This is a genomic window from Microbacterium sp. S1037 (genome assembly GCF_048381605.1).
GTDB lineage: Bacteria > Actinomycetota > Actinomycetes > Actinomycetales > Microbacteriaceae > Microbacterium > Microbacterium testaceum_B.
In genome coordinates, this window is the sequence record NZ_JBLWIG010000001.1 from 1,758,356 (window position 1) to 1,771,996 (window position 13,641).

Annotated in this window: 10 protein-coding genes; 2 read left to right on the forward strand and 8 right to left on the reverse strand. The window is 70.2% G+C overall.

The features are described from left to right. Positions 1–15: 15 nt before the first annotated feature. The 5 genes from wecB to ACMW4R_RS07930 are packed head-to-tail and all read right to left on the reverse strand — an operon-like array spanning position 16 to position 4,702. The gene (gene wecB / locus ACMW4R_RS07910) at positions 16–1,161 is read right to left on the reverse strand and encodes a non-hydrolyzing UDP-N-acetylglucosamine 2-epimerase (RefSeq protein ID WP_418299608.1); all 1,146 of its coding nucleotides are present in this window, start codon (positions 1,159–1,161) and stop codon (positions 16–18) included. Further along, on the reverse strand, positions 1,158–1,886 hold the full coding sequence (xrtS, locus tag ACMW4R_RS07915) for an exosortase S (protein WP_418299609.1): 729 nt from the start codon (positions 1,884–1,886) through the stop codon (positions 1,158–1,160). Before xrtS ends, wecB begins: the two co-directional genes overlap by 4 nt. Next, a complete protein-coding gene (locus tag ACMW4R_RS07920; RefSeq protein ID WP_058612993.1) occupies positions 1,883–3,247 on the reverse strand; it encodes a glycosyltransferase family 2 protein in 1,365 nt (454 codons plus the stop codon). Before ACMW4R_RS07920 ends, xrtS begins: the two co-directional genes overlap by 4 nt. Next, a complete protein-coding gene (locus ACMW4R_RS07925; protein WP_058595505.1) occupies positions 3,244–3,438 on the reverse strand; it encodes a hypothetical protein in 195 nt (64 codons plus the stop codon). The genes ACMW4R_RS07920 and ACMW4R_RS07925 overlap by 4 nt, the downstream gene beginning before the upstream one ends. A 4-nt stretch (positions 3,439–3,442) precedes the next feature. Beyond that, positions 3,443–4,702, reverse strand: coding sequence for a choice-of-anchor G family protein (locus ACMW4R_RS07930; RefSeq protein ID WP_058629044.1), 1,260 nt, complete (start codon positions 4,700–4,702; stop codon positions 3,443–3,445). Positions 4,703–5,029: 327 nt separating this feature from the next. Here ACMW4R_RS07930 and ACMW4R_RS07935 point away from each other — a divergent pair, with 327 nt between their 5' ends. Beyond that, positions 5,030–7,486, forward strand: coding sequence for a helix-turn-helix transcriptional regulator (locus ACMW4R_RS07935; protein WP_418299610.1), 2,457 nt, complete (start codon positions 5,030–5,032; stop codon positions 7,484–7,486). 120 nt (positions 7,487–7,606) lie between these two features. Here ACMW4R_RS07935 and ACMW4R_RS07940 read toward each other — a convergent pair whose 3' ends face one another. Then, a complete protein-coding gene (locus ACMW4R_RS07940) occupies positions 7,607–9,277 on the reverse strand; it encodes a phospho-sugar mutase (RefSeq protein ID WP_058595502.1) in 1,671 nt (556 codons plus the stop codon). Next, the gene (locus tag ACMW4R_RS07945; RefSeq protein ID WP_418299611.1) at positions 9,274–10,107 is read right to left on the reverse strand and encodes a purine-nucleoside phosphorylase; all 834 of its coding nucleotides are present in this window, start codon (positions 10,105–10,107) and stop codon (positions 9,274–9,276) included. The genes ACMW4R_RS07940 and ACMW4R_RS07945 overlap by 4 nt, the downstream gene beginning before the upstream one ends. A 73-nt stretch (positions 10,108–10,180) precedes the next feature. On the opposite strand from ACMW4R_RS07945, the gene ACMW4R_RS07950 reads away from it, so the two are divergent. Beyond that, complete coding sequence (locus ACMW4R_RS07950; RefSeq protein WP_418299612.1) at positions 10,181–11,641, forward strand: NAD(P)H-quinone dehydrogenase; 1,461 nt, start codon at positions 10,181–10,183, stop codon at positions 11,639–11,641. 191 nt (positions 11,642–11,832) lie between these two features. Here the strand turns inward: ACMW4R_RS07950 and ACMW4R_RS07955 are convergent, their stop codons facing one another. Continuing rightward, entirely contained in the window at positions 11,833–13,599 is a 1,767-nt protein-coding gene (locus ACMW4R_RS07955) for a biotin carboxylase N-terminal domain-containing protein (RefSeq protein WP_418299613.1), read from the reverse strand. Between the last annotated feature and the right edge of the window lie 42 nt (positions 13,600–13,641).

A 13,641-nucleotide genomic window follows, 5' to 3' on the forward strand; every position in this document is an offset into this window, starting at 1 on the left:
AGGCCATGGCTGTCGTCAGCCCGCCAGCGAGTGGGCCCGTGCCAGACCGAGCAGGCGCTCGATCGCGTCGGCCGCTCTCGGAGCGGCTCGCCCGTCGCCGTACAGCTCCCGGGCGCGTGACATGCGGGTGTGAGCGGCGGGATCGTCGAGCAGGGCCGCCAATTCGGCGGCGACCACCTCCCGGCGCGTGCCGATGAGCCGCGCAGCACCGGCTTCTACGCCTTCCCCGCGTTCGGTCGTGTCGCGGACCACCAGGGCAGGCACGCCGAGCGCGGGCGCTTCTTCCTGTACTCCGCCCGAGTCGGTGACGACACAGTGGGCGCGGGCGAGGAGGCGACCGAACTGCGCGTAGGGCAAAGGTTCGCACAGGATCACGCGGTCGGTTTCGCCGACGGCGGCGAGGACCTCGCGACGTACACGAGGGTTGGGGTGCATCGGGAGGACAGCCACCACATCGGATCGCGCTGTCACCGTCTCCGCCACCGCGGCCACGACGCGAGCGAGAGGTCCTCCCCAAGACTCGCGACGATGTACGGTCACCAGCACCAATCTGTCCCAGCCGTGCACGACCTCTTCCATTGCGGGATCGTCGAAACGCTGCGGGTGGGTCCTCTGCCAGTGGAGGGCATCGATGCCGGTGTTTCCCGTGACCACGATGTCGTCGGGGGCGACGCCTTCCGCGCGCAGGTTCGCGGCCGCGCTGTCGGTCGGCGCGAGGTGGAGCGAGGCCAGGGGGGCGATCAGTCGACGGTTGCCCTCCTCGGGGAAAGGCGATCGCAGGTCGCCCGATCGCAGCCCCGCCTCGAGGTGGATCACGCGTGACCCCGCGTAGTATGCCGCGACCGCCGCGAGCGCTGCGCTGGCGGTGTCTCCCTGAACGACCACGGCGTCCGGCGCGGCCTCCGCCCAGCGGTGCGCGAGGGCACCGAAGATCGCGGACGACGTCTCCGCGAGCGACGCGCCGCTGCGGAAGACATCGAGATCGACGTCGGGTGTGATCCCGAACGAGGCGTTGACCTCGTCGGCCATCTGCCGGTGCTGCCCGGTGACGGTGACGGTCGTGTGCGCGGAAGCACGTCGTCGCAGTTCCGCGACCAGCGGCGCGCACTTCACGGCCTCCGGGCGGGTGCCGTAGACGACATCGATCCATGGACGGCTCATCGGCGGTCCTTTCTGCCCGGTCGGGTGCCGGAGCGGTGGCGGTCGCGGCGAAGAGGGGCCGCGAGAGGATCGGTGGGCGATGCCTCACTCGCCATCGCAGACGAGATCGTGGGCCCGCCCGTTCCGGCCGAGCGGCGGGCATCGTCGGCTCGTGCCCTCCCGCGTCGTCGAGGGGCGGCATCCGAGATCCTCGTGCGAGAGGACTCGCGCAGGGCGATGCGCAGGACGAGGACGATCGCCGCGATGAAACCGGCGATGACGAAGAGCGACCCCAGGTAGCGATGCACGAGGTCGAAGCCCTCTCGTCCGTACTCGCTGTACGCCCACGCGGCGGTGCCGAAGCGGATCACGTTGCTGGCCACCGCGACGATCACGCCGACGGCGAGACCCAGGCCGACGCGGGACGAGCGAGCGCGCGTCACGCCGAGCACGGCGACGGACAGGAGAACCAGCGGAACGACCAGGACGGTCGTCGAGCACAGGGTCGTGATCGTGAGCCCGGTGACCTCGCGCGTTCCGATGCCGAAGTACACGATCGAGCCCGACGCCACGGCGCGCCCGGGGGTGAGCATGGCGACGACGGCACGCGCGAGCTGTGCCTCTGCGTGGCGTGTGTCGCCCTCCGCGACGATCAACATGGCGGCGATCGCGAGAAGGAGGGCGACGAGGATGGTGCGTCGAGCTCGGCCGGCGCGCGGGCGGAGGGCGGCTGCGGCGATGCTCACGACTCGACCGCCAGCAGAAGACGGCCGGCCTCCGCGTTACGGCGTGTCTTCGTCCACCCGCGTCGCCCCGTCAGCATGCGTCCGAAGGCACGGATCACGCAGACGTAACTCTGATACATGTACAGCCAGTAGCCCACCCCCCACACCGCGGCGCGCCACAGCGGGTGCCGCTCCTCGCGCAGCACGTACACGAGCGGCCAGAGCGAGAACGGCAGGATGCCGGTGAGCACCCAGAGCGGCACGATCCACACGGACGAGGAGATCCAGCCGAGGATCCCACCCGGCGCGAGGGCTCCCGAGACGAGCATCGCCACGGCCACGCTCGGCCACAGCACCGATCCGGCGAGCTGGATGTAGGGGATCGCGAGGAAGTAGGCCGCTTCGAGGGCGCCGGCGTTGGTGAAGTTCCGGGACGAGTAGATCCGCGGGAGATAGCGCGCGCACTGCAATCCGCCCTGGCACCACCGCGTGCGCTGCGTGAGGAGCCGACGCGCAGACGGAAGTGCCTCCTGCGAGACCCACGTGTCGTGGGCGTACACCGTGCGGTAACCGGCGAGCATGATGCGGAGCCCGACTTCGTAATCCTCGAGCAGTGCGTGGCCCCATGGCTCCCCTTGCGCCGAGGATGCCGCGCGGAGCGCGCTCAGACGGGTGAACTGACCGTTTCCGCCGAGGCCGACCGAGACGGTGCGCATCCGCAGGACCTGCATCGCCGCGATCGTGGTGCGGAACTCGATGTCCTGCATCCGCACGAGGTAGCGCGCCCACGCCTGCCCGAGACGACCCCGGCCCCGCAGAGGGGCGGGGTCGTCTCTATTGCTCATTCGAACCGCGACCTGCACGGCGCCGACGTCGGTCGAGCCGAAGGCGGTCGGGCCGGACGCCTGGCGAAGGGCGTTCGGGGCGAGGGATCCATCTGCGTCGAGGACGACGACGATGGTGCGATCGTCCCCGGTCCCGCTGTCGCCCCGCAGAGCCCGCCACTGCGTGAGCTGCGCGTAGGCGGCGTTGAGAGCCGCTCCTTTGCCCGTGCGGGCATCGGGAAGACGGCGGATCACCGCGTGCACGAAGGAGTCGCCGGCGGCGATCGCCGCGACGATGTCGCCGGTACCGTCCGTGCTCGCGTCATCGATGATCCACACGTGCACGTCCGGGAATCGTTCGCGCATCCTCTTCAACGTCTCCGCGATCACCGTCGCCTCGTCCCGGCAGGGGATGAAGGCGTGCCACTCGAAGGCGCGGGGGTCGCCACCGCGCGCACGCCGGCGGCGCGCGAACGGGACGACGATGAGCGTGGTGTAGGTCAGGAACATCACCAGGAACACGAATGAGAGGGAGAAGAGGATGTCGAGCGGATTCACGGGTTCTGCTGGGCCTCTCGAGATGCCGACGCCTCGTCGCCGTGGCCGCGCAGCCACACGGAGCGCCACGCGAAGAGCGCCCCCAGTGCGGCCGCACCGGCCCCGACGACGACGAGGGTCGCCGTCGGGGCCGTCGAGCCGGTGACCGCGAGAATCGCGGCCCCTCCGCCCATCGCGCCGTTGCGGTACATCGCGTCAGCCCTGGACGGATGCCAGGCGGGTACGGCGACGCAGCGCGATCCCGGCCAGAACGAGCGCACCGATACCGAGGAAGCCGCCGGCGAGCGTCAACGACTCGGGCCCGGCGACCGGAACCGCGAGCTGCCCGGCATTCGGGCCGACCGTCGCGCTGGCGAGGTTCACGCTCGCCAGCGATCCGGACGGGCCGAGGCCGAGGCGCAGTGCGGTCTGCGTGAAGGATCCGTCGGAACCGGTGGACTGCACGTTGACCTGCATCTGCGCCAGCTGCGTCAATGCGTTGCTGAGCGGGGTGACGAGGGTGTTGCTGATCCCGTTCAGCACGGGGACGATCGTGGCCTTCGCCGTGTCGACGGCCGCTTGCAGGGCGATGCCCGCAGCCGCAGTGAGGAAGTTCGACTTCAGCTGCGTCGCAAGGGTGCTCGCGGCATCCAGGACGCCGTTCACCTGGCTGATGATCTTGTCGGCGACGGCCTGCGGGACGTAGGACAACAGGTCCGTGCCCGGGGGCAGATCGTTGACGCTGGCGACTCCGGCAGCCGAGGTGAGATCGTCGAGCGTGAGCTCGATCTTGCCCGACGAGAAGGGGTTCGTCAGCCCTGCGCCACTCGTGTTGGCGAGCGCGATCAGCGTGTCCAGCGCCGGGTTGACGATGGCGAGCGTGCCGGAGACGAGCGTGCCGTCGACGGTGAAACCGGCATCGGACAGAACGTACTGACCGGTTTGCGTGCCGTCCGCCGCTTGCTGGGCCGAGGCGGCCAGCACACCGAGATCCACCTGCACACCGACAGGTGCCGACGACGACCCGAGGCGGAAGGTCGCCGACTGGTTCGCGGTCGGCGAGCCGACGCTCGACGGAGTGACCGTGCCCACGCCGATGAGGCTGGGAGCGGCGGAGACAGCGCCGGAGAACGCAGATGAACTCCCGTCGTCGCGGGCTTGCGCGTACTGGCCGACGCCGCCGAGCTGGATGATGCCGTTGTCGCCGAAGAGGTTCGTCGACCCGGCGGAGATCCCGATCAATCCGGCGAGGGCGGAGGCATCGAGCGGCTGGTCGACGGTGACATCTCCGCTGGCGTCCGGGTTGACGGCCGACGCGCCGCGCAGCGCGAGAATCGCGTCCGTGACGTTGGTGCCGCCGATCGAGGCGCTCACGAGCCGACCGTTGGCTTGCGAAACGACGTCGGCGGCGCGAGCCGCCGTCGCCGGAACGGCCAGCGCGATGGCGACGGCCGTTGCCGCGGCAGCGCGAGCCAAGCGTCCCCGACGGGAGCGCGTAGGTGTGGTGTGCAATTGCGTACCTGATCTCTCTGGTCTCATCCGCATGCGTTCGACGCCCCCCTTGGGCGAGCGGACGGGTTGGAACCTACGAGCGGTGGTCGCCTCGCACATCAGTGGGGTGCACGGAATTCGATTTCGTGTCGGCTCCGCTTTCGGCGCTCCGCATACGGAGACGACTCAGTGACGGGTGCCGCATGTCAGTGCCGCAGACAGAAAACGCAACGGGGTGATAGAAGGGGTGAAGTCGTGCGTGCTGCGGGTGAGTGCGCCGTCAGGGCAGTCAGTAGTAAAGGAAGTGCTTCGGTGAGAACGGAACGTGTCTGGGGACGGAGCGATCTCATCCGGCGGGCGAACGATGCGCTCGCGCAGGGCAACAACGTGATCGTCGCGGGTGCGGTCGGAGTCGGAACCACCCGTTTTCTGAGTGCGGTGGAAGAGTCCCTTCCGGGACCGCCGATGGAGTTGGTCTGCCGGTCGGGGTCCTCTGCGGTCTGTCGCCTTGAAGGGGCGCCGGACGAGGTCGTCACCGACGCGGCCGGCGTGGACGCTGTCATCGCGAGGGCCGCGGACGAGGGGATCGTCGTCGTCGTCGACGACCTCGACGCCTTCGATGCGCCGCTCGTCGAGGGAGTGGTCGACGCGGTGCTTCGTCGCGGTGCGCGCCTGATCGCCACCATACGGACGTGCCCCGTTTCCTCGACGGCGGATGAGCGATTCTCCGCGCTGCAGGCCCTTTCCGCCGATCGCCGCAGCGTGAACATCACGCTCGGACCCCTGAACCTCGGGGATACGGCGCGGATGGCGGATTCACTTCGTGCCCGTCACTACGGGCGCGAACCCGCCGACGGTGCCTGGCATTTCGCGCTGCACCGCCTCACCGGCGGAAATCCGGCGCTGATAGAACAGGTCGTGGCCTTCGCTTTCGCGTCCGCGCGCATGGATGCGCTCATGCCTCTGGACCCGAGATTCGATCCGCTGCCCGGGCGCATCATCGACATCACGCAGACGATGCTCGCGCCCTTGACGGAGTCGCAGCTATGCGTCCTGGCCGTTCTGCGGCAGCTCGCGCCGATTCCGTTGTCGCATCTGCGAGCGACGGTCACCGCTCAGACCTTGGCGGTTTTGCGCGATCGCGGGGTCCTGACGGCCGCGACCGACAGGTCGGAGGTCGTTATCGGCGAGATGGCCGCCCGAGTGGCTGAGGATCGCCTGAACGCCGAGCTTCTGGGCGCGGCGAGAGAACGCATCGCGGCCGGTCTCGTGCGGCTGGCCGCCACCGGCACGCCCTTGCGTCCGCGCGCCGACTCATTCTGCGCGCGCTACGCCCCCGAACCCGAGGACGACTACGCGCGAGTGGCGCTGCGGCGTCTGCGGCGTTCCGCCGTGCTGGCGGTGGCGCGGTCGTCACGTCCCGCCGAGGCCATCCCGATCGCCGATGCTGTCCTCACAGACCCCGAGCACAGCGAGTCGCCGGTGCGTCCTCTGCTGGCGCAGGCACTCGCGTACGACGCGCTGGGAAGGAAGGACGCTGTCACCCGCGTGCTTTCGGAGCTGCCCGCCCCCGCGGACAGGAAGGACGCGGAGCTGATCGTCCTGACGGGCGCGCACCTCCTCGTCTCACTCGACGAGGGAGGAGCGCCCCTCCGCGACTGTCTCGGCGCCGCGGCAGACTGGTTCCCCGGTGACACGTCGTGGCTGACGATCCTGGGGTCCGGACAGGCGATCTTCCGCGCGATGACGGATCCGTCCGTCGACCTCTCGACGCTGCGCGTTCCCTTGGCGCTGCCGGGCGCCGATGAGGATGCTGTCGCGTATCGAGACGCGACGGCGGCGGTGTTGACGGCCCTCCAAGGACGCGGGGCGGACGCCGTCGCCCTCCTCGAGCAGCGTCGGCGGAGCGTGGGCCTCGACGCGGAGCCGAACCTCGAGATCTATCTCCGTCATGTCTTCGCGTCGATCGCCCTGGGGCATGACCTCCCCGCCGTCCGGGCTTCGGTCCGAGAAAGGCTCCTGACCGCGCGATGGGATGACCGCCAGGACCTCGTCACCTCGTTCGCCGTTCTCGCCGCCGCGCTGGACGCATTCGAGCGCACTCCTGATGGGATCTTCGCGAACATCAGTTATCTGGGTGCCACCCCGTCGGTGAACACGCGGGTGTGGGTAGATCTGCTCCGGGTGGTCGGGTACGCGATGTCGGGTGATGTCGTCGCCGCCAACGGGGCGCTCGTTCGTCTCGGACGGGTCCCCGACTCGTGGGCGGGAGGCTCGTTCGGGCCCGTGCGCGCGCTCGCGCGTTCGATGATCGAGGTCGCGGCCGGCGCGCCGGAGGCCGCTCTTCGCCGTGTTCTCCGTGAGCTTCCGGCCGCGGAGCGGTCGACGCCGCTCCTGCTTCCCCTGTTCCTTGAGCTCGCACTCGCCGCGGGGATGCGTCCGACCGACGTCCTCGCCCGTGTGAGCGGGTACGCGCAGAGATTCGACCTCCCTCGGATGGGTGTCCTCCTCGAGCGGGTTCACGGTCAGCTCGGCTCGTTCTCGCCGCGGTCCCTGGAGGTCCTGACCGCACGGGAGCGCGAGATCGTTCTCCTGGCGATCTCCGGGGAGTCGAACAGCGAGATCGCGTCACGGCTTCATCTGTCGATCAGAACGGTGGAGTCGCACCTGCACCATGCCCGTACCCGCTTGGGCATGGGGCGCTCCGAACGCTTCGACGTGCTTCTCACGGTGGGGGCACCCGGCGCAGCGGCGAGCGGCCGAGCGTGATCGGGGCAGCGACCGTTCCCCCTGGTGACGGCCTCTGAAGATCCGCTCGCACGGGACAACGGGGACAGGCGTCGCCTCGACGCGAGCGGGAGCGTCGAGGCGACAACCGTGCGCCACGGGTCAGCGCAGCGCGGCCAGCAACCCCTCCGCGCCGGCGCGCAGTGCGGCCAGACGCCGGTTCGCCTTCTTCGCCGAGCTCGCCTGCACGTCGAGGTAGAGCTTGAGCTTCGGTTCGGTGCCGCTCGGGCGCACGATGAGGCGCGAGCCGTCCTCGAGCCAGATTCGCAGCACGTCGCCCGGGGGCAACCCGTCGACCCCGCGCATCAGGTCGTCGATTCTCGACACGGCGACCTCGCCGACCGCGGACGGCGGTTGGGCGCGGAGGGATGCCATGATCCCGGCGATCTCGCTCACGTCGCTGACGCGCACCGAGATCTGGTCGCTCGCGAACGCGCCGAACGTCTCACGGAACTCGCGGAGCAGGTCGGCGACGGTTCGGCCTTCGCCGCGTGCCTCGGCGGCCATGCCCAGAAGAGCGACCGCGGCCGAGATCCCGTCCTTGTCGCGCACGACGTCGGGGTTCACGAGGTAACCCAGCGCCTCCTCGAAGCCGAAGACGATGCCCGGGGCGCGCGAGATCCACTTGAACCCGGTGAGCGTCGAGCGGAAGTCGAGACCGTAGTGCTCGGCCACGGCCTGCAGCCCGGGCGACGACACGAGCGAGCACGCGAGCGTTCCGCCCGTGCCGGCCGCGGCGGCGGCTCGCGCTGCGCGCCAGCCCAGCAGCAGACCGATCTCGTTGCCGCTCAATCGGCGCCATCCGCCGTCGGTCTCGGCATCCGGGATCGCGACCGCGAGGCGATCGGCATCCGGGTCGTTCGCGATCACCAGTTCGGCGTCGGCCGCGCGCGCGGTCTCGAACGCCAGATCCATCGCGCCCGGCTCTTCGGGGTTCGGGAAAGCGACGGTGGGGAAGCGCCCGTCGGGCTGGATCTGCGCCTCGACGACCACCGGCGCGGGGTAACCGGCCTCCGTGAGCACCCGCGAGACGGTCTCCCACCCCACACCGTGCATCGCGGTGTAGACCCAGCGGAGCCCCTCCGCGCCCGCCGGCGCCGGGGCGACGGCGGCGGTCGCGGCGACGTACGCCTCCACGACGGACTCCGGGGCGTTGGCGTACCCCACCGACCGCGGCAGGACCGTGACGTCGCCGTCGTCTGCCACGCGCTGGATGTGCGCGGCGATCTCGGCATCGGCGGGCGAGACGATCTGCGCGCCGTCGTCAGCACCGCCGAGGTAGACCTTGTAGCCGTTGTCGTCCGGCGGGTTGTGGCTCGCCGTGACCATGACGCCGGCATCCGCGCCGAGGTGCCGCACGGCGAACGCGAGCACGGGCGTGGGCAACAGACGCGGCAGGAGGATCGCGTGCAGCCCCGCCCCCGCGAAGATCTCGACCGAGTCGCGCGCGAACACGTCGGAGTTGCGTCGACCGTCGTACCCGACGACGACGGTCGGCGTTGCGTCCGGCTGCTTCTCGCGGAGGTACGCGGCGAAACCGGCCGCCGCCTGAGCGACGAGCACGCGGTTCATGCGGTTCGACCCGGCGCCCAGGGTTCCGCGCAGGCCCGCCGTCCCGAAGGCAAGGCGCGTCGAGAAGCGGTCCGCGAGGTCGGCGGCGGCCGCGTCGTCGCCGTCTTCGACGCGGGTGATGAGCGCGGTGAGCTCCTCGCGGGTGACGGGGTCCGGGTCCTGCGCCAACCAGGCGCGGGCCGCGGCGAGGTACTCGCTCACAATGCGTTGACCACGCGGGCGAGCAGCGCCGAGATGACGGGCTCCGCTTCGCGACCGGCCTCGAGGACCTCTTCGTGGCTGAGAGGCGTTTTCTGGATGCCGGCGGCCAGGTTCGTGATGAGCGAGAAGCCGAGGATCTCCATGCCGGCCTGGCGGGCCGCGATCGCCTCCAGCGACGTCGACATGCCGACGATGTGCCCGCCGATCGTCTTCGCCATCTGCACTTCGGCGGGAGTCTCGTAGTGGGGTCCCCGGAACTGCGTGTACACGCCCTCGTCGAGCGTCGGGTCGATCGATCGCGCCAGGTCGCGCAGGCGCTTGGAGTACAGGTCGGTGAGGTCGATGAAGGTCGCGCCCTCGAGAGGGGAGTCGGCCGTGAGGTTGATGTGATCGCTGATCAGCACGGGCTGTCCCGGCTTCCACGTCTCGCGGATGCCACCGGCTCCGTTCGTGAGGATCATCGTGGTGGCGCCGGTGGCGGCCGCCGTGCGCACGCTGTGCACGACCCGGCGCACGCCATGGCCCTCGTAGTAGTGGGTGCGCGCGCCGATCACGAGGACGTTCTTGCCGCCGGGGGTGCGGACGCTCCGGAGCGTGCCGACGTGACCCTCGAGAGCGGGCTTCGAGAAACCGACGACCTCGGTCGCGGGGAACGACGCCGTCTCCTCGCCGATGAGCTCGGCGGCGCGGCCCCAGCCCGACCCGAGGGTGACCGCGATGTCGTGGTGCTCGACACCGGAAAGGCGGGCGATGTCGGCCGCCGCGGCCGCGGCGACCTCGAACGGGTCGACGGCCGGATCGTCGAGCGGGTGAGAAGTGCTGTTGGACATCCCCCCACTCTAGAAACTGCGGGGCTCGCGGGCCACCTGTGCGGCGCATCGGCATCCGCTGAGCGCTGACAGAATGGATGCCATGGTGCAGAGCTTCGAGCGCAAGCAGTCCGTCGCGATCGTCGGCGGTGGCCCCGGCGGCTACGAAGCGGCTCTCTCAGCCGCCCAGCTGGGCGCCGACGTGACCCTGGTGGAACGCGCCGGCGTGGGCGGTTCGGCCGTCATCACCGACGTCGTGCCCTCGAAGACGCTCATCGCGACCGCCGATGCGGCCGTCGCCATCCGCAACGCCAGCGAGCTCGGTGTGCAGCTGTTCGCGCGCGACGACCGGGGCAAGCCCCTCACCCCCGAGGTCGCGATCAACCTCGCGGCGGTCAATCAGCGCCTCCTCTCGCTCGCGCGGCAGCAGTCCGACGACATGCGGGCGTCGCTGCTCGAGGCGGGCGTCCGCATCATCGCGGGTCACGGGCGGCTGGACGGTTCCGGCGCCGTGGTCGTGTCCACCGAGGCGGGCGGCACCGACTTCGATCGCATCGAGGCCGAGACCCTCGTCGTCTCGGTCGGGGCCTCGCCGCGCGAGCTCCCCTCGGCCAAGCCCGACGGCGAGCGCATCCTCACGTGGACGCAGCTCTACAACATGAAGTCCGTTCCCACGCACCTCATCGTCGTCGGCTCAGGTGTCACGGGAGCCGAGTTCGCGTCGGCGTACATGAACCTCGGCGCGAAGGTGACGCTCGTCTCCAGCCGCGACCAGGTGCTCCCCGGTGAGGATCAGGATGCCGCGGCCGTCCTCGAGCGCGTCTTCCAGCGCGGCGGTATGACGCTGTTGGCGAAGGCCCGCGCCGATTCGGTCGTGAACACCGGTGACGGTGTCACCGTGACCCTCGCGGACGGCCGCACGATCGAGGGCAGCCACTGCCTCATGGCGGTCGGCTCCATACCCAACACCGGGGGCATCGGCCTCGCGGAGGCGGGGGTGCAGATGACGCCGTCCGGTCACATCCGCGTCAACCGCGTCGCGCGCACCTCGGTGCCCAACATCTACGCGGCGGGCGACTGCACGAACTTCTTCCCCCTGGCATCCGTGGCATCCATGCAGGGTCGTCAGGCGATCTTCCACGCGCTCGGCGACATCGTGATCCCGCTCGAGACGCGCCGGATCACGGCGAACATCTTCACCGCTCCCGAGATCGCGACCGTGGGGTTCAGCGAGCAGGACGTCGTCGACGGCAAGATCGCCGGCGTCGTGAAGAAGCTGCCGCTGTCGGCGAACCCCCGCGCGAAGATGCAGGGCATCACCGACGGGTTCGTGAAGCTCATCGCGCGCAAGGGCAGCGGCACCGTCATGGGCGGGGTCATCGTCGGACCGAAGGCGTCCGAGCTCATCTACCCCTTGGCGATCGCGGTCGAACGCCGGCTGACCGTCGACCAGGTCGCCCGCGTCTTCGCGGTCTACCCCTCGCTCACGTCGAGCATCACCGACGCGGCACGCGCGATGCACATCGTCGACCGCGACGATCCCGGCGAGGACTGAGCAGGGCGGATGCCGCGGCCTCGCGGCATCCCGCCGCCCTCTGTGTGTCCCACTTATGGCGGTGCATGTCCCGTTGGTGGGTGTTATGGGCGGTTGAACCGGCCATAAGTGGGACGAGGGGTGAGGCGGATGCCGCGAAAACGACGGCGCCGCAACCCCGGAGGGGTACGGCGCCGCGTTGAAGCGGGGCGTCAGCTGATCAGCAGCAGCTGGTGACCCGCCGACACCGTCGTGCCGGGATTCGCGTCGATTCCGGCAATCGTGCCGTCCTTGTGCGCCTGGATGGGCTGCTCCATCTTCATCGCCTCGAGCACGACGACCAGGTCGCCCTTGACGACCTGCTGTCCCTCCTCGACGGCGACCTTGACGATCGTGGCCTGCATGGGCGACTTCACCGCATCGCCGGTGGCGCCGGCGGTGGGGGAGGCCGAGTGCGACCGTCGCGACGGCGGGGCGGCGGCCGGACGCCCGGGCTTGGCCGCGGGAGCCGCGATGCGGTCGGGGAGGCTGACCTCGAGGCGCTTGCCGCCGACCTCGACGACGACGGTGTGCCGGCCCTGCTCCTCGGCGGGGGCCTCGAGCTCGCCGTCCCACGCCGGGATGTCGTTCACGAACTCGGTCTCGATCCAGCGCGTGTAGACGCCGAATCGGCCGTCCTCGGCGGTGAACGCGGGGTCGCGGACGACCTTGCGGTGGAACGGCAGCACCGTCGGCATGCCGGCGACCTCGAACTCGTCGAGCGCTCGCCGCGAGCGCTCGAGCGCCTCGGCGCGGTCGCGGCCGGTGACGATGATCTTCGCGAGCAGCGAATCGAAGGCCCCTGAGACACTGTCGCCCGCCGTCACACCCGAGTCGAGACGGATGCCGGGACCCCCGAACGTCTTGAAGACGTGGATGGGTCCGGGCTGGGGAAGGAAGTTGCGGCCCGGGTCCTCGCCGTTGATGCGGAACTCGATCGAGTGGCCGGTGGGGGCGGGGTCGTCGTAGCCCAGCTCCTCACCCTCGGCGAGGCGGAACTGCTCGCGCACCAGGTCGAGGCCGGTGACCTCTTCGGAGACGGGGTGCTCGACCTGGAGACGAGTGTTCACCTCGAGGAACGAGATCGTGCCGTCGGCGCCGATGAGGAACTCGCAGGTACCGGCTCCGACGTAGCCGACCTCCTTGAGGATGGCCTTGGATGCCGCGTACAGGATGCCGTTCTGCTCGTCGCTGAGGAACGGCGCGGGCGCCTCCTCGACGAGCTTCTGGTGCCGGCGCTGCAGCGAGCAGTCGCGGGTCGACACGACGACGACGTTCCCCGCGGCATCCGCGAGGCACTGCGTCTCGACGTGGCGCGGCTTGTCGAGGTACTTCTCGACGAAGCACTCGCCTCGACCGAACGCCGCGACGGCCTCGCGCGTGGCCGACTCGAACATCTCGGCGACCTCGTCGAACTCGCGGGCGACCTTGAGGCCGCGTCCGCCTCCGCCGTAGGCGGCTTTGATGGCGATGGGGAGGCCCACCTGCTCGGCGAACGCGATGACCTCGTCGGCGCCGGACACGGGGCCCGGGGTGCCGGGGGCGAGCGGGGCACCGACCTTCTCGGCGACGTGACGCGCGGTCACCTTGTCGCCGAGCGCTTCGATCGCGTCGGGCGAGGGCCCGATCCAGACCAGACCCGCGGCGATCACGGCGCGAGCGAAATCGGCGTTCTCGGCGAGGAAGCCGTAGCCGGGGTGCACGGCGTCGGCACCGGAACGACGGGCGACCGAGAGGATCTTCTCGATCGACAGGTAGGTGTCGGCGCTCGTGGAGCCGTCCAGGGCGTAGGCCTCGTCGGCCAGGCGGGTGTGCAGGGCGTCGCGGTCCTGATCGGCGTAGACGGCAACGGAGGCCTTGCCCGAATCACGGGCGGCGCGGATGACTCGGACGGCGATCTCGCCGCGGTTGGCGACAAGGACCTTGGCGATCTTCGGCATCCTCCCAGCCTAGCGAGGGGGTACCCCGGTCTTTTGACCCTC